Here is a 16,712-nt window from a genome sequence, read left to right as displayed (position 1 = left end):
GATGAAACCAACTGCTTCTCGTCAGGAAAGCCCCGCGCCTTACTTATGGCTTTTGGCAGGTACGCTGCTAGTATGCCTATTTTTATTCAATATTTTATTTTTTATCTTCTACAGAGGATTTCCTGCCTTATCGTTCGATTTTTTGATTCAGTATCCTACGGAAGGAATGACCCAAGGAGGTATCTTACCGGCAATTGTCGGAACAGTGCTTTTAACCTTGATGACGGCCGTAGTTGCTTTACCTTTCGGGATAGGATGTGCCATCTATTTAAATGAATATGCCCAAGACACCTGGCTTACACGCAGTATTCGAGCTGCGATTCGTAATTTAGCGGGAGTTCCTTCTATTATTTTCGGGTTATTCGGCTTGGCTCTGTTTGTACAGGGATTGCAATTTGGAACTTCACTTTTGTCGGCCGGACTGACACTGGGATTACTTTCCTTGCCTTATCTGATTACCACAACGGAAGAAGCTCTCAAAACCGTACCAAACGCCATGCGTGAAGGTGCTTTGGCCTTAGGGGCTACTCAGTTTGAAACGATACGTGACATTGTACTGCCTCAGGCCATTCCCGGTATTGCTACGGGTACTATCTTAAGTTTATCCAGAGCGGCCGGAGAAACAGCCCCCATCTTATTTACTGGGGCGGCCTTTTTTATTACCGATGTACCCAGAAACCCGAAGGAAGAATTCATGGCGCTTCCTTATCATCTTTACATGCTTTCCACTCAGCACCAATCCATTGAATTGGTGCGTCCTTTCGCTTACGGGACGGCGGCGGTACTGATTACTTTGGTGTTTTTGTTGAATTTAACCGCCATCATTATTCGAAAACGTTATCGTACTCATCATCAATAAACGCATTGAGCTACCCAAAATCAATGATTCAAATCAAGCACCTAAACCTTTATTTCGGCACAAAACAGGTGTTGAAAACGATTGACTTGGAGATTGCTGCCCACAAAGTAACAGCACTGATTGGCCCATCGGGTTGTGGAAAATCGACCCTGCTTGGAACCTTGAATCGAATGCATGACTTAACGCCTGATGTACGGATGGAAGGAGAAATAAGGGTCGACCAGATTGATGTGTTGTCGCCCCAAACCAACGTGCACCAGCTCCGAAAAAAAGTAGGCATGGTTTTTCAAAAACCGAATCCTTTTCCTAAAAGTATTTACGAAAATGTAGCCTATGGATTAAAAATCAACGGTGTTGCCAAAGGGGAAATCGACGAAATTGTGGAAGATTCGCTTCGTAAAAGTTATTTGTTTGAGGAAGTTAAAGATAAATTACACGAACCAGCGACTCGCCTTTCGGGCGGACAGCAACAACGTTTGTGTATTGCCCGAACCATTGCAGTACATCCGCAAATTATCCTGATGGACGAACCGTGCTCGGCCTTAGATCCCATAAGCACAGGGAAGATAGAAGAACTAATCGGAGAATTGAGGAAAGATTACACTATCGTCATTGTCACCCACAATATGCAACAGGCCATTCGAGTGTCCGATTATACAGTATTTATGTATCTTGGAGAAGTGGTTGAGTTTTCATCAACGGAGGCCATTTTCCAATCTCCTACAAAGGAGCTAACCAAAAACTACGTAAAAGGTCACTTTGGCTAATAAATCCGTATCTTTTATTAGCGCCGGTACCTTCTCTGTTATCCTGCCACGGCTAGAACCTTCGTTGAAGAGACTTTGGCTTTTTGTTTGCTTGGTTTCACTCCCCGCTCATTCTTCGTGGCGCTTTTTTTCTTCTTTTCGAAAAAGCTTAGTCAGCTTATCGGCCAGTTTTTCGGCTGAATTAGCGATTATTTATGTTTGAAATGAGTAGACTTGTTTTCAATGTATTGATACAATCATCTATTTGTTTTTCATAACTCTCTTTGTTCTTTTGAGCTAATACCGAATCTAAAAAGCATAAAGTAAGAATCAGAGGAAAAGAGGTTTAAAATTTTCAAATGAGTTTATATCGTTTTTTATTTTAAAACTTATTTTTATTTAGGCACCATCATAAAATCGTACTGGGTTTTTGAACCGATTTCTACCTTACAACAGTTACCTGTTCGCTGTCCATTTAGATATGTTTGATAGCCTCGGTATTTAGGAAAGAACTTACGATCCCATAAATTTCCTACAGTAAGTGAATGGAATTCTTTTGGGGCATCAATGACTACATTGTATTTACCGTTGGTATCTGTATATACCGTTTTTAGTTCGCTACTCACAGACCCTAATGTACCTTTTTCGCCATCAATTGCAATTTCAAGATTAGCTACCGGCAATTTGGTATCATTATCGGTAACTGTACCAAAGACGGTAGTTTGACGACTTTGAAAGGGGCTTGACAAACACCCTTCTATCAATAGAAAAATAGTGGCAATACAAAACCAGAATTTGAATAATCGCTTCATATTTTAATCGAAAGTCGAATTATTTATTCACAAAAAAACGAGTTTGTAGCAATGGAATCTGGATCCCATAATGAGCATTCATCGTCTTAATGACTTCGTTGGCAATCACCGCCTGCCCCAAAGCGGTAGGATATACTCCATCTGCCGAGAAGAAATTACCTCCCTTCGGCCAAGCTGGATTAATACTTATTCCGTCGTCAGTTACATATCCGCCTGCTTGTATACGTTTGTAAAGACTATTCAAATCCACGATTGGCCAATTAAGTTCTTTGGCGATTCGCGTCACCTCGTTTTGATTATAACTGTTAGAAATAATATTGGTCACTTCATCATCTCCATCCTCTTTCGACAAGACATCCGTATCTTTTAAATATACCTCGCCTTTCAACTCCCCTTTAAAGAGTTTTTCCACCGTTGCTGTGGGGAGCAATCGATCTATAGAAGGGTCAAAAGGACGAAAATGTTCAGAATGAACACTTATTTGCACAAAAATTTTCACACCTAGCTTAGTGACTTTGTCGGTAGTAATTTGCTTAAAATAAGGAAATTCTGCTACATTTGGCACATTTAGCATCACCCCTTTTGCCTTTTTACTCACCGATCGCATCAATAAAAACTCTCGTGAGGTAGTCACATAACCCGCATCCAACGAGGAAATTCCTCCTCCTCCTGTTAATGACAGATACCGTACAAGGTCACTTAAGCCTAATTCAAAAATAAACAAATCGCCATCTTGGCTGTCAATCCATTCCCAAGGAGTTTTGAATTTGGTCGTGATTTCAGAAGTAACGACCCGATTAAGGTATTTATAACTGCCATCTGTTATTAGTGACAAAGGGCGGAAGTATTGCAATCCTTTGTTGATTTCAGGAAAGGCAAACTGGTCGATGCTGGTATTTTCTTTGAAAGGAGAATAGACCGTTTCCTTTCCTTCTGAGATAACTCCGAGGTTATTGGTTACCATTTTGAAAGAAGCCAAGGGTTCACTCCCACTTATTACTTTATAGCCCGTACCATTGCCTTCAGCTTCCGAAAATAAAGGTTGCGTAAAAGAGACGCCCATTTGTAGGGCAATTAGATGGGGAAAAGCCGTCAATTGCCCCGAACGGTATAGCCCCCCATCTCGAAAACCCGCAGATAAACTTCCTCCTACGGAAACCAAACGAAACTTTCCTTGCTCTTTTTGTAACTTGCTGAGATCAGGTGCTTTGCTCGGCTTTTCGGGTAAAACCTCTTTAGCGGATTGGACTTTAATAATCGTATCCCCAGCATTAAAACGCCCAAGCCAATTACTTTCTGATTTGATTACCTCTATCAGGGTAGGAGAAGACGGAACAATAGAAGGATCTATTTCTTCTTTTACTTCTGTAATAGTAGGAGTACAGGCGATAGTTTGTGATAGTAGTAAATAAATTAATAATAGATGATAGAATATTTTTTTCATGACACATATTCTTTATAATTATTTTAATTAATATTTTATAAAGAGAAATTTGAAGAAAATCAAAATAACAGTGGAGTAGGTTTAAAAAAAAAGTGTGGATATAATGATTATTACAAAGGTAAAAAAACACAACAACTCTTGTCAATACTGGAAATCCAGTATTTTACGGATAAACTTTGAAAATCAATGACTGAGAAAAACTCTGTGGTCTAAACGAGCTTGTGGCTACTAAAGTCTGCTTCAGGGCAAAGCAGAATAGCTTACCAACGCACGGATAGCTAACACGTATATTGTAGTAAGTCTTTCTCAACGGTTCATACGAATATCTTTTGGCAGAATACCATACTGTTTTTTAAAGGCTGCTGTAAAGTGTTGAGGATTTTTAAAACCAACCCTATACGCTATATCAGCAATAGAGTGAGCCGGGTCAATTAACAAGAGTTTTGCTTCTGCCATGCGCAGTTCATTAATATAACCGAAAATTGTGGTTCCAAACAACTCCTTGAATCCCTTCTTAAGTTTGAAGTCATTTAAACCTACCTGTTTAGATAACTCCACGATAGAGTATGGACTGCTAATGTTTTTGGCAACAAGTTCGCGTGCTGCATATAGTTTTTCAATATCAGCCTTACTCCACCGTTTGCCAGTTTGCTCTATTTCCAGCTTCTGGTTTTGTGAAATAAAAACCACCAAAAGCTCCCTTATCTTCGACTCAAGGTATATTTTTTTTAGTAAGCTATGATATTTACAGGTTTGGATATCTACCACTATTTGGAGAATTTGTGGTGATAATCTTACTCCCTGATTACTCTGGAAAATTGGCTCCTGATTGAGTATGGCTTTACCAAATGGCCCAAGCGTCTCCAAATCACCTGAAAATATACTAGTAAAGTATTCTTCTGAGAATTCCACTTCCAATGATTCTCTAGTGTCGTTTTTGGCAAAATTAAGTTGCCCTTCTAATTCGGGCAAGTAAAGAAGTAAGCCACTAGCATGAGGTATGCGAACAGAATCGGCCGTTTTTCCTTTGGGTGAAAAAGATGTGTAACCACTTAATTCGAGGTGAAGTTCTAAGTGAGGAGACTCTTTCCGGACATACACGCTGGTATCTTTCGGCAGTAACACTTTATTGCGCTCAACATACATACCATCAAGAATATACGCTTTTTGCTGTCCATAAATACCCTTTAACCTTGATTCGAGACTTAATTCTATAATACCTTCGGCAGCTGGAACCTTATCAGGGATATCCTTGATAATCATCGCATCCTGAAAATCTAAGTTTGTTAGTATTGTTCTCATTATAAATCCGTATGTCGTTATTATAAATCCCTATGACGGCATTCTCTGCTTTTATTAAGCTATAAATTTGCAGCAATTTACAAAACTATTTAAAATTAGTCTAAATTATCTTTTGTTCATGAAAATATGTAGTGGCCTTCGTGGTTATCTCACCTTATTGGTATTATGTGTTTCAGGTTATTCTACTGCTCAGAGCGTTGTAAAGGGTAGGACGAATGCATTTGCCAATGTACAAATCATCGAACTGCAAAAAGGGGTACAGGCTAATGAAATAGGTGATTATCAGTTAGAAGTTAATCGCTTGGGGCGCTTTACAATAGTGATATCAGCGGTAGGATTCGAAACCTATAAAAAGGAGATAAATTTACAATATAATCAGGTCATTGTAATTGACCATAAGCTTACTGCGGTTTCCAGAGAGCTTCAGGAAGTCCAGATAACCGTAAAATCAGAAGCGCAGGAAATAAGGGAAAAAGGAATAAAAGCTGATGTAATCAGTACCAAGAAAATTCAGAATGAAGCTGGCACACTCAATGAAATTATCAATCGCACGGCAGGCATTCGGGTAAGGCAAGTCGGTGGGTTGGGGTCGGCAGCTAATGTGCTAATCAACGGCTTTCAGGGTAAAGCTGTCAAGTATTTCAAAGATGGAGTCCCTCTGGACTATTTAGGGGCAGGTTTTAACATTAATACCGTACCTGTCAACTTGCTAGATCGTGTGGAGATTTACAAGGGCGTTCTACCTACTCAACTTAGTGCTGATGCTTTAGGGGGAGCCATTAATCTGGTGTCTAGATCGAATACGAAGAAATATCTTGACCTCTCTTATGAAGCCGCATCCTTTAATACTCATCGTATCTCGTTAAATTCTTATTACCAGCATCCGAGAAAAGGCTGGTTTATTGGACTTGATGGCTTCTACAACCATTCTGATAATAACTACAGGGTTACGGTCAAAGTAATTGATGCCTTTACACGAACACGAAAGGATGCCGAAATGACTCGTTTCCACGATGCCTTTTCCAATCTTTACGGCGAGGTATCGATGGGGGTTACTGATAGAAAATGGGCTGATTTGCTTCGGTTCAGTTTAGCCTACTTTGAAGTCGATAAGGAAGAACAACACGGCGCACTGATGACGGAGCCTTTCGGGCAGGTTACTTCACGGCAAACTTCATTTGTACCTACTCTGCGCTATAAAAAAACTATTGGCTCTAAGTGGATAATAGACCAGTTTTTGGTACTCAATACCATTATCGCAAAACGAGTAGATACCTGCCATTGTGTTTATGATTGGTATGGAAATCGATTGGCGAGCGATGCCCGCCAGGGTGAATCCGACGCTGATGGGTCGTTATCAAACGTCAATTTTACAAATTTTACGTCACGAACCTATCTCAGCTATCAGGCCACACCAATTCATAAAATAGACCTGAACGTTACCTACACCACCTACGACCGTCTAGGGGCAGACCCTTTCGGAAACAAATATATCTATTCAGGACGAGACATTCTCGCCGTTCCGGCAGGGTATAAAAAGGCCGTCCTCTCGGCGGGTATGGAGTCTGCTTTCTCCCGACGCTTAACCAACAACTTCATCATCAAGTATTTTGGTTTTACTACGTATGGCACCGACGCTCTATATACCAGTGCCTCCGAAAATCAGACTCGTAATCAAGGAAACAGATTTGGACTTGCCGAAGCACTAAAGCAAACAATCACTGAACATTCTTTTGTTCGTCTTTCTGCTGAATTGGCAACCCGGCTGCCTGAGAATACGGAAGTCTTTGGCGACGGACTATTTGAGATGTCGAACTTCTCTATAAAACCAGAAAAAAGCCTGAATATTAATCTTGGCTACCGACTTCAGAAAATTCAGAGGTACAGCTTAGATGTTAATATGTTTTATCGCAGAGCAACCGATATAATTGTTCAGGTGCCGGCCAACGTTATCTTCTTGCAACATCAGAATGTTGATAAAGTGAAAGGGTTTGGAGTAGAGGCCGATGGTAGCATACAGCTAAATAAATGGCTCAAAACTACCGCCAATATTACGTACCAAAGCTTGCGGCTGTTTGGCATCACCGACCCAAATGTGAAGTTTCTTGAGGGCTCAAGGGTACGTAATACACCTTATTTTTTTGGCGGAGCAAACTTGCACACAAACCATCAGAACATCTTCAAAACAGGCGATACCTTTCAGGCCTACTGGTACTACAACTACGTAAATGAATTTTATCTGGAGCCCATTCCGCGAAGTAAGGAGGCAAAAGGCTTTTTGGGAATCGGCAGTAAAGCCAACATCAATTCTGAGCTGGTTATCCCTGCGCAACATCTGCATTCAGCTGGTATGAATTACTCTATTCGTAATGATAAAGCAAGTCTAGGGTTAGAAGTTAAGAATGTGTTTAACGCGCAGCTTTACGATAATTTTCGGGTACAGCGCGCCGGACGAAGTGTTCATGTAAAATTGAGATTTTCAATTATTTAATCAATCAGTTTATCGTAATGAAACAGTTATTTTTTAGTTTGTCTGCTGTGCTATTGTCAGGTTTGTTTGGGCTAACAGGTTGTGAGAGCAATAAAGAAGAAGTCTCAGCCGAAGAATCTTCAAATTACGTCATAGCTACCTCTGTAACAACCTCTCCCTTTTCAGGGTACTTAACGTCTTTTGGGGCAAATGTCCCTTCTGGTACACAAACCAATGTAAAAAGTTCGTCCAAACAGGCGTCGCAGTTACTCGGTATTCGTCAGTTTGGAAAGCACATTTACCGTTTTTACAATTCGGTTGGCGAAAAAGGAATCACCAAATACAGCATTGATGCTACAATGCAGGCCTTCAAGGAAGAAGGCTTCATTGCGGTTGATAAAAGTATTAGCGGTTCGGGTCAACATGTAATCGTTAATGAAACAACGGGTTTTTACTGGGATCCTTCTCTTGGTCTTTTAAAAATTCAGAAGTTTAATCCGACGACTATGCAGCGCACCGGCGAATTGGATTTTACATCCCGGCTACAGGATGTCACCCAAGGCTACATTAGTCTAGGACAGAATATGCTAATGGTAAAAGAGGGAAAACTCTACGCCAATATTCATTACGGAACTTCGGCCCGTAAAGGTTATCTAGATGCTCTGGATGGAATCATTAGGCTGGCCGTAATTGACATTGCTTCTGGAAATTTGGATAAGATAATTACTTACGATACTGGTACCAAAGCGGCTCAGTGTGGCTGGTTTCTGGAAAATGCCATGTGGGATTTGGCTGACGACGGTAATCTTTATTTCTGCAACCTTGGTGCCTTAGGTAGTGGCGGCTCATCGCTGCACCGCATCAAAAAAGGGGAAACAGAAATTGATGGCAGTTGGTCGGTCAAGATGGACGATATTGTAAAGAATGGATTTTTCCACAACTTGCTGGTCAGAAATGGTAAAATCTATACCCGTATTCCTACAGAAGGTATCAAGCCAGACTTTTCAAATATCGGGGGTGAAATTTGGGAGTACAGCGCCATTGATGTAACTACCAAATCAATTCAGAAGATTTCGGGCGTGCCAATTGTCAGCTTTAATGGGAATGCTAATGCCATAGTCGAAGTGGATAAAGCTATCTACTTTATGGTCGTAAAAGCATCACAGAATATCAATGGATTTTTTAAAGTAAACAACACAACAGCAACGCAGGCTTTCCAGATTTCGGAGGGAGGTAGCGTATGCGGCTACGCAAAACTTTAACCAGATGAAAAAAATCGTCAGAAAGATACATCTGGTTATAGGTCTAACAACAGGCCTTATCTTCTTTTTGGTTAGCTTGTCAGGCGCGTTACTGTCGTTTACCGAAGAAGCCCTCAATATTGTTAACCGAGACTATTTGTACGTTCCTGAGCAGAACTTACCACGGGCTAAAGTAGAAGATGTTGTGGCCAACTATGAGAAAGCCTACCCGAGGGAAAATATCTTCCTAATCAATACGTATACCCAACATAACCGGACGTATGACTTTTTTTCTGCTGTAAAGTCAGGAAAAAAAGATGACAAGGGAAATGATATTTTTGAGGGCTATAAAATGGTTTACGCCAATCCGTACACCTCACAAATTATCAGGGTCGACAAAGGGACGCTGGAGACGATCATTATTCTGGTACAACTCCATGTTAACTTATTTGCGGGCAAAACAGGAAACTATATCATCAAGATTTCAACTATCATTTTTCTCTTTGAGCTTATCGCCGGATTATATCTGTGGTGGCCACGGACTGAAAATGCGCGCCGGACAGCGTTTAAAATCAAACGGGAAGGTGGTCGTAAACGCTTCAATTATGATTTACACCGTACGTTAGGTTTTTATACGTCGGCCGTATTGCTGGTGCTGACCATAACGGGCCTCATCATGGCATGGCCTTTCTTGAAGGGGCCGCTGGTCAATTCATTAGGCGGCAAAGCCGAATTATTGGAGCAGGAGTCACCACCTCAGCCTCCCCGGCAATTTGATAAGTCCGATTATTCTTACAACAAGATTTTTGACCGGCTTTGCGCCGACCGGCCCTCTGCTCGGCAGATTACTTTTTTCCTGCCTGAGTCTGACACCATTACCGTAATAAATGGCTCTACGGGGGTACGGCCCTCCTTTTTGAATTTTGAAACCGGTACATATTTTCAATTTAACCGCTATACAGGAGAGCCAACTGGAGGGGACGACCTCACCTATTACCAGAGAAATGCGGAAGTAAGTGCCAGCCTCTTGCTCATTCACATGGGTTTTTGGGGTGGAATTACAACAAAGATTCTTACGTTTATCTGCGGAATTATTGGGGCTTCATTACCCATTACCGGCTTTCTCATCTGGCAGGGTAGAAGAAAAAAAGAGCGTAGACTATCAAGTACAAACAGTCCTGATTAGCCTATCAAGGCAGCAGTAAGGTTAAAGGTCACCAAAATGTCCTTTAACCTTCTTCTTTATATCCCCTGAAAATACGTTTTGTAAGATCAAATTAAATGCATTTAAATACGCTGAAGAATTTTGGTAAGATATTCAGTGAGTGTAAATCCCTATGAAAGCATAGTACTCGCAAGAGTAAGGCGGTCTCAAAATGGAAAATTTCACCACAGTTTAGGGGGAAAATAAATGACATTGAGGCAGCTTTTTCTCTTTTTATAAACTCCTTCAGAGAAGGCATACATTTTTGACCTTAAGCTCTAAAATGTATAACACATGAAAACGCTTCTATCTTTTTTCTTTTTTGCAGTGGAGCTCGGAGCTCCTACTTTTCTGGTAGCCCAAAAGGGCTTACCGCCTAAGGTATCTACGCGGTCATCATATGGATCATGAATACCAAATTCAATGAACTCGCCGATAGCAATAGCGTCCCTTCTCGAAGTTTACTATCCAACTTGTTGCTTCTAAACCAGTTATTTCGAAGCCATAAGAAAAAGCACGCTCTTATCATGATTTTTTTCATTATCTCTTTATCAGGCATTGCGGGAACAGCCCTCATGACCCTTTTTCTCTATCTTCTGACGCTCGTAACACAGCGGCAACTGAAAGTTGTGAAAATTTTGGGTACCCTCATTACCAATCAAACTACCCCTCAGGGGGGGCTTTCCAATAGCCCCTTGGCAATTTGGACAGGTATAGTGGCTCATTATTTGGTAGGGATTCTTTTTGCTTTTTGTTACTATTTTTTGTGGAATTTGGGAATTGGTGCGCCTACCATCCCGTCAGGAATGGTGTTTGGTTTTGTGAGTGGGCTATTTGGAATTGCTATTTGGACTATGGTTTTTCATTTTCACCCAAATCCTCCCCACAATGTTTCCCTAAAAATTTATCTCCCTACTTTAGTGATTGCTCATATAGTATTTGGGATGGGCGTAAATATAGTATATGCCGCTCTAGGATAGTTTATTTTAGATTATACGTAAAGACTTTTTTCAATTATTTTTTTATCTATTTAACATCAAAACACTATGAAAACGCAAGAAACATCGGAACTCCACCAATTTTTTATTCAGCAACTTATGGATGTCTATAATGCTGAGCAGCAACTCATCGAGGCACTTCCGACTATAGCCGAAGCGGCTACTTCTACCGAGCTAAGAAGAGCCTTCGAAAATCACCTTGAAGAAACCAATATGCACGCTCGACGATTGGAAAAAGCATTTGAATTTATGAATGAGCCCCTTTCTTCCCAAAAATGCCAAGCCATGCAAGGTCTCATAGAAGAAGGAGAAGAGATTATTGATGATACCGAAGACGATACGCTTGTCAGAGATTGTGCGCTTATCGTAGCTGCCCAAAAGGTAGAACATTATGAAATAGCTTCCTATGGCTCCCTACGGACACTCGCCGAAATATTGGGCTATATGGAAGTTGCCACTCTCCTACAGACTACCCTCGATGAAGAATATGCCGCCGACGATAAACTCACCTCTATTGCCACAGGCTACATAAATCAAGGCGCCGAAGAGGAAGGCTAAAAAAACATCTTACTCTAAAAAACTGATTCTTATCGACTGTCTCTTCTCTATTTGGGGGAGACAGTCTTCTTTCTTTTAAGATCATTTCTCTTGGAAATCAGGTCATACAGCGTGATTTTTACTTTCTCAAAATCGGCTTCAGCGAGCCAATTAATCGTTCGATGAAGCTGTATGTCGAGAGGGTCCCAGCGGTGCGGCTCGCCATCCATGCTAACTATTATACTAGGAGTATGAGTAGCTGATGCGATATGAGGGACACCTGTACAATTTGAAATAAGTAAAAAGGCATTTTGAATCAAAAAACCTATTTCTCCTAGCCCTGTGGTCAATCGGACGAATACGCTTCCAATAAGCCACTTGCTGCGTAATTGCTTTTTTTTCTTCTGTACCCGTTAAAATACATCTAAAACCTAAATGAGCGTATATCATGAAAACGAACCTAATTTCTCCAACCGCGCATCATTTGAATGATTATGCGCTATCGGTAGTACTGCTAACAGCACCCCGAATGTTGCACCTCAATAAACGCTCGCAGCTATTTTATCGAGGCCTAGCTCTCAATCTTTTGGGATATGCCGCTTTTTCAGATCATCCTTTTGCTATCAGAAGAATGATTACGAAAGAAGAACACTACAAAATGGATATGGCAAACTTGGCTGGTTTGGCTCTGGCAATAGTGAGTAAGCAAGCCAGAAAAAACAAAAAAACACTTCTTTTTCATTTGGGTATTCTTGCCTTTTCTACCTTCAATGTTCTTTTGACTGATTGGAGTCCCAGTATCGTCAAAAAATAGCCGAGTGTCAGAGCAAGTGAGTCAAAATCAACTGAGCGGCCAATTGGACGGTCTGCTCGATAATCTCTTCGGCCGACCCACTGAAGCGCTCTTTGATTCCAATAGACTTGCCTGACACCAAGAAATGTACAAACATCGTACCGACGGGTTTTTGGGGTGTTTCGCTACCGCCCGAACGAGGCAGGCCAGTTACGGCGAGCTGCACATCCGAAGCAATGAAATCTTTCAAGCAGCGCGCCAAAGCTTCTGTCACTTCGGCTGATTCGGGGGTATATTCCTGAATCAGCGTTGGCGACACCCCCAATATATCTTCTTTTAGACATGCGTCATAGCATACCACCCCACCCTTTAGGATTTTTCCAGCGGAGGGAGTGAGAGAAAACTCAGCCATAAGCCGACCTGCTGTGGCACTTTCGGCAAAAGCAATCGTAAGACCACGATTAGCAAGGCGTTGGGCTGCGTCAGCAACGATTGAATTCATGATAGCCTAAGTTGAATATTGATGAATAGCTTTTGGGGCGAAAAAATAAAAAATTATGCCAATAACGTATATTATATTATTAACACAAAACATATCTAAAACACCTGATAAACAAGTGCGTATAGGTATATTTTGTGTATTTTTGAGAAAACACTTCCCCTTTTTTTGTGAGGATAGCCCACCCCCCAAAAAGAGCTTTAAAAATTAGTTAGAAAACCAAATTGTTTTCTTGGAAAAGCTATTATTAATGTCCATCTTTGTTTTACACTTTTGCGAAGATGGTAGTTTTTCTATGAACAACGGCCGTTGTGCATCTTCGCAATGCACGTGTTTTTTCCTTCCCTACTTCTTTAAAAATTACTTCGCAAAACGATTGCGAGGGATGTCGGATATTAAAATGTTTGGTTATGAAAAAATTTCATGTGCTATTGATTGATGATGACTTGGATGAATTTGAGTTTTTTCTGATGGCTTTAGAAAAAATCCCCTCCCTGTTTGAATGTACCCATGCAGCTTCGGGGCAAGAAGCAATCAAATTGCTGGATGAGCTGCAACCAGATTTTATCTTTGTTGATATGAATATGCCTCGCTGGAATGGCCTAGAATGTATCAAAGAGATAAAAAAACACCTCAATTGGAAAGCTGTGCCTATCATTCTCTACTCCACCTCGATAGATACCGTATTGGCAGGGAAAGCAAAGTCGTTGGGAGTAGTAAAATGTATCATAAAACCTTTAGATCCTAATTTATTGACCAGTATTCTTCAGCAAATGGCAGGAGTAGAATGTGACTTTGTTGAAACATCCATTTAAATAAAAAACGTATGGAAAAAACAGCAAAAGTGTGGATAGACGGCGTAAATTTGTTAAAAGAATTGGTGGCGTATAAAGGAGAGAGTATCATAAGCAACCGCACTATTCCCTTGGAAGTAATCGAAGAAATGGCCCTGTCGTACTATGATATAAAGCGAAGTCCTTCCAATAAATTATACGTATATGTCCAACTCGTAAAGTATTTTAAACAGCGAGGCATGTTTTTGGGAGAGTTGATAAAGATTCCTGAAATCATTTATCAACGTATCCGTCCACATTAAATTCATTTTGTGAGAGGCTTTAGATGAGTCCAACTAAAGCCTCTCACAAAAAATGACGTTTGGGATTGTTATTCAATTTGTGCTTCAAATTGATTATTATCATAAATTTGCTCTTCCGAAATCTCATGAGGACAAATAGCGTTTTGTTCTACCTTTTTGTCTTCACTATAAATCCCATAAGCATTCACCAAAAAACCCTTTAAACCGTTGGTTGTTTCGATGGCATAAATGATACAATTGTCCGAAGGATCCGACATTCCTTCAATGCGATGTACCTCTCGTACAAGGAGCGGAATCGCCTCCGTTTTTTCTGCTAAATTGGAACTGTAATAGTGTTTTTCGGCAATTCCTATTTTGTCTTTAAATTCTGCCGACCACTCAGAGCCAAAATCAAACGTATAACCCTTACTTTGTAGATTTTTCAGGATTTCTACCAATGTTTCTTCTTCTTCAGCATGTTCCATAGCTTTTCCGTCTTATCCTCTTCGAGGCCGTTTTTACTTGTTTTTATGATTTTGCGCCAAGCCTTGCTCCTCAAACGTCCTTTTTTTTAAGCAGGTACTTTAAGTTTTTTCTCACGCTCCCAAAAGCGATGACGAGCAATGGCTTTGATAAACTCGGCCCTCAAGACTTCAGAATCGTCATGTACCAGCACCCCTTCTACCATCTGAGATGATTTTTTATGATTGGCGGGGAGGTATTTGCCAAAATACGTCTCTTTCAATACTGGCAAAGAAAAAGCATCAGCTGCAATAGCTTTGCAATGCTTAAAAGCTTCGTTAAGAAAATGAATTGCATCTGCTTCGGCAACTAGCGTAGCAGTGCTGTTCATTCCGCCCGGAATATACACCGCATCATAAAGCACTGAGGCAGTCGTTAAAAAACTTTTATCTACCTTGATAGATTTGTTATTTTCCGATAAGATATAGCCCAATTTGGGCGCAATCACCTCTACCACTGCCCCTTCGGCCATAAGTCCTTTTTTCATGGCAGTAAGCTGAATCTCCTCTACGCCGTCGGCGGCCAAAATAGCTACTTTGCGAGTGGCTATGGAGTCTTTGGAAGTAGAGTCCATACTTAATGCCTTAGATTTTTCGACTGAAGAGGTGGCCATATTGGGCTGATAAGCCATTTTATCGGCATCTGCTGGATAGCTCTGATTCAGCAAATTTTCTAATTCATCTGGAATCGATAAACCCAAATTGTAAGCTACTTTAGCAGCCAAACTAGCATCTACATAGGAGAGCATCTTGAGCATTCTTTGACGAATCGCTTCGGTTTCTACTTTTCCTAGTTCAAAACTAAGGGCATCTACAATGTGGTTTTGTTCATACTCAGATTGGCTATTGAAAAACAAAGTAGCCTGACTAAAATGATCAAAAAAGCTTTGGCTGCGTCCTCGTATTTTATGGGCTTCTACTCGTTCGGGATAGCTACTAAAACCGCCTTCCTTCATTTTTGCTTGAAAAGGACAACCGCCCCCGAGGGTATTGGGTTCGTAGCTTGTCCTTCCCTGATTGATTGTTTGTCGCATATGACCATCCCGCTGATTGTTGTGTATAGGAGCAATGGAGCGGTTGATGGGGATTTCGTGAAAATTAGGACTTCCTAAGCGCGACAGCTGGGTATCAGTATACGAAAATAACCTTCCTTGCAACAAAGGGTCGTTGGTGAAATCAATTCCTGGCACAATATGCCCTGGGTGAAAAGCGACTTGTTCGGTTTCGGCAAAGAAATTATCAGGGTTTCGATTCAAAACAAGCTTTCCTATACGCTGTACGGGGACTAGTTCTTCGGGGATGATTTTTGTGGGGTCCAGCAAATCAAAATCAAAAGAATGTTCGTCTTCTTCCGATACTATTTGCACTCCTAATTCCCACTCGGGGAAGTGCCCCATTTCGATAGCTTCCCACAAATCACGTCGGTGAAAATCAGGGTCTTTGCCCGAAATTTTCTGCGCTTCGTCCCAGCATACCGAATGCACCCCCAACAAGGGTTTCCAGTGGAATTTCACAAAATGAGATTCGCCGGCCTCATTGATAAAGCGAAAGGTATGTACCCCAAAACCTTCCATCATCCTCAAACTACGCGGGATAGCGCGATCGCTCATGACCCACATAATCATGTGCATACTTTCGGGCATCAAAGAAATAAAATCCCAAAAAGTATCATGCGCCGAAGCTGCTTGAGGCATTTCGTGGTGGGGCTCGGGCTTGACAGCATGAACCAAATCAGGAAACTTAATGGCATCCTGAATAAAAAACACGGGGATATTGTTTCCTACCAAATCATAAATACCTTCTTCGGTATAAAACTTAACCGCAAAACCTCTGACATCTCGCGCCAAATCCGTGGATCCTCTCGAACCTGCTACCGTCGAAAATCGAACAAATACAGGGGTTTTTTGGTCGGGATTTTGAAGAAAAGCGGCTTTGGTGTATTGGGACATCGATTCATACACCTGAAAATACCCATGAGCTCCTTCTCCGCGCGCATGTACCACGCGCTCAGGAATGCGTTCATGATCAAAGTGAGTTATTTTTTCACGTAAAATAAAATCTTCGAGTAGCGACGGTCCTCTTTCCCCTACTTTTAGGGAGTTTTGATTATCATTGATTTTTACCCCTTGATTGGTGGTTAAAAATTCATCTTGACCGTTTTCTTTGTTTCTGTCCAGATCTCGTTGTTTATCATTTATCGGTTTCTTCATT

17 protein-coding genes are annotated in these 16,712 nt (G+C 41.1%); 10 read left to right on the top strand and 7 right to left on the bottom strand.

Annotated elements, in window-relative coordinates:
• Position 1 precedes the first annotated feature (1 nt).
• Both pstA and pstB read left to right on the top strand, forming a co-directional pair.
• Positions 2-859, top strand: coding sequence for a phosphate ABC transporter permease PstA (gene pstA, locus G563_RS0109845; protein WP_028665171.1), 858 nt, complete (start codon positions 2-4; stop codon positions 857-859).
• Positions 860-882: 23 nt separating this feature from the next.
• Positions 883-1,626, top strand: a complete 744-nt coding sequence (gene pstB, locus G563_RS0109840) for a phosphate ABC transporter ATP-binding protein PstB (RefSeq protein ID WP_028665170.1) — start codon at positions 883-885, stop codon at positions 1,624-1,626.
• A 374-nt stretch (positions 1,627-2,000) separates the two neighbouring features.
• Here the strand turns inward: pstB and G563_RS0109835 are convergent, their stop codons facing one another.
• The 3 genes from G563_RS0109835 to G563_RS34235 form a co-directional block, all read right to left on the bottom strand.
• On the bottom strand, positions 2,001-2,417 hold the full coding sequence (locus G563_RS0109835; RefSeq protein ID WP_028665169.1) for a hypothetical protein: 417 nt from the start codon (positions 2,415-2,417) through the stop codon (positions 2,001-2,003).
• A 19-nt stretch (positions 2,418-2,436) separates the two neighbouring features.
• Complete coding sequence (locus G563_RS0109830) at positions 2,437-3,861, bottom strand: SGNH/GDSL hydrolase family protein (RefSeq protein WP_028665168.1); 1,425 nt, start codon at positions 3,859-3,861, stop codon at positions 2,437-2,439.
• A gap of 306 nt (positions 3,862-4,167) precedes the next feature.
• Positions 4,168-5,163, bottom strand: coding sequence for a helix-turn-helix transcriptional regulator (locus tag G563_RS34235; RefSeq protein ID WP_051210873.1), 996 nt, complete (start codon positions 5,161-5,163; stop codon positions 4,168-4,170).
• Between the two features lie 118 nt (positions 5,164-5,281).
• Between G563_RS34235 and G563_RS0109820 the strand changes: the two genes are divergently transcribed.
• From G563_RS0109820 to G563_RS0109795, 5 genes are all read left to right on the top strand, one after another.
• Entirely contained in the window at positions 5,282-7,654 is a 2,373-nt protein-coding gene (locus G563_RS0109820; RefSeq protein ID WP_051210872.1) for a TonB-dependent receptor, read from the top strand.
• 17 nt (positions 7,655-7,671) lie between these two features.
• Positions 7,672-8,895: a DUF4374 domain-containing protein gene (locus tag G563_RS0109815; RefSeq protein ID WP_028665166.1), complete on the top strand. Its 1,224-nt coding sequence runs from the start codon at positions 7,672-7,674 to the stop codon at positions 8,893-8,895.
• 4 nt (positions 8,896-8,899) lie between these two features.
• Positions 8,900-10,060: a PepSY-associated TM helix domain-containing protein gene (locus tag G563_RS0109810; RefSeq protein WP_084650819.1), complete on the top strand. Its 1,161-nt coding sequence runs from the start codon at positions 8,900-8,902 to the stop codon at positions 10,058-10,060.
• A gap of 425 nt (positions 10,061-10,485) precedes the next feature.
• Positions 10,486-11,058: a hypothetical protein gene (locus G563_RS0109800; RefSeq protein ID WP_229598475.1), complete on the top strand. Its 573-nt coding sequence runs from the start codon at positions 10,486-10,488 to the stop codon at positions 11,056-11,058.
• A 66-nt stretch (positions 11,059-11,124) separates the two neighbouring features.
• Entirely contained in the window at positions 11,125-11,634 is a 510-nt protein-coding gene (locus tag G563_RS0109795; RefSeq protein WP_028665163.1) for a YciE/YciF ferroxidase family protein, read from the top strand.
• A gap of 47 nt (positions 11,635-11,681) precedes the next feature.
• Here the strand turns inward: G563_RS0109795 and G563_RS0109790 are convergent, their stop codons facing one another.
• Positions 11,682-11,963, bottom strand: coding sequence for a glycosyltransferase family 9 protein (locus G563_RS0109790; RefSeq protein ID WP_028665162.1), 282 nt, complete (start codon positions 11,961-11,963; stop codon positions 11,682-11,684).
• A 98-nt stretch (positions 11,964-12,061) separates the two neighbouring features.
• Here G563_RS0109790 and G563_RS0109785 point away from each other — a divergent pair, with 98 nt between their 5' ends.
• Positions 12,062-12,427, top strand: a complete 366-nt coding sequence (locus G563_RS0109785) for a hypothetical protein (protein ID WP_157585210.1) — start codon at positions 12,062-12,064, stop codon at positions 12,425-12,427.
• A gap of 7 nt (positions 12,428-12,434) precedes the next feature.
• On the opposite strand, the gene G563_RS0109780 is transcribed toward G563_RS0109785, so the two are convergent.
• Positions 12,435-12,908: a CinA family protein gene (locus G563_RS0109780; RefSeq protein WP_037326335.1), complete on the bottom strand. Its 474-nt coding sequence runs from the start codon at positions 12,906-12,908 to the stop codon at positions 12,435-12,437.
• Between the two features lie 407 nt (positions 12,909-13,315).
• On the opposite strand from G563_RS0109780, the gene G563_RS34230 reads away from it, so the two are divergent.
• Both G563_RS34230 and G563_RS0109770 read left to right on the top strand, forming a co-directional pair.
• On the top strand, positions 13,316-13,720 hold the full coding sequence (locus G563_RS34230; RefSeq protein ID WP_051210871.1) for a response regulator: 405 nt from the start codon (positions 13,316-13,318) through the stop codon (positions 13,718-13,720).
• Positions 13,721-13,731: 11 nt separating this feature from the next.
• Positions 13,732-14,001, top strand: a complete 270-nt coding sequence (locus G563_RS0109770) for a DUF4158 domain-containing protein (RefSeq protein ID WP_028665159.1) — start codon at positions 13,732-13,734, stop codon at positions 13,999-14,001.
• Positions 14,002-14,069: 68 nt separating this feature from the next.
• Here the strand turns inward: G563_RS0109770 and G563_RS34225 are convergent, their stop codons facing one another.
• Together G563_RS34225 and katE are read right to left on the bottom strand one after the other, a co-directional pair.
• On the bottom strand, positions 14,070-14,465 hold the full coding sequence (locus G563_RS34225) for a hypothetical protein (protein ID WP_051210870.1): 396 nt from the start codon (positions 14,463-14,465) through the stop codon (positions 14,070-14,072).
• Between the two features lie 86 nt (positions 14,466-14,551).
• Complete coding sequence (katE, locus tag G563_RS0109760; protein ID WP_028665158.1) at positions 14,552-16,711, bottom strand: catalase HPII; 2,160 nt, start codon at positions 16,709-16,711, stop codon at positions 14,552-14,554.
• Position 16,712 lies beyond the last annotated feature (1 nt).

The organism is Runella zeae DSM 19591, from assembly GCF_000423565.1.
Classification (GTDB): domain Bacteria; phylum Bacteroidota; class Bacteroidia; order Cytophagales; family Spirosomataceae; genus Runella; species Runella zeae.
The sequence above is the reverse complement of the archived record's forward strand: the minus strand, read 5'-3'. Positions and strand labels throughout refer to the sequence as shown.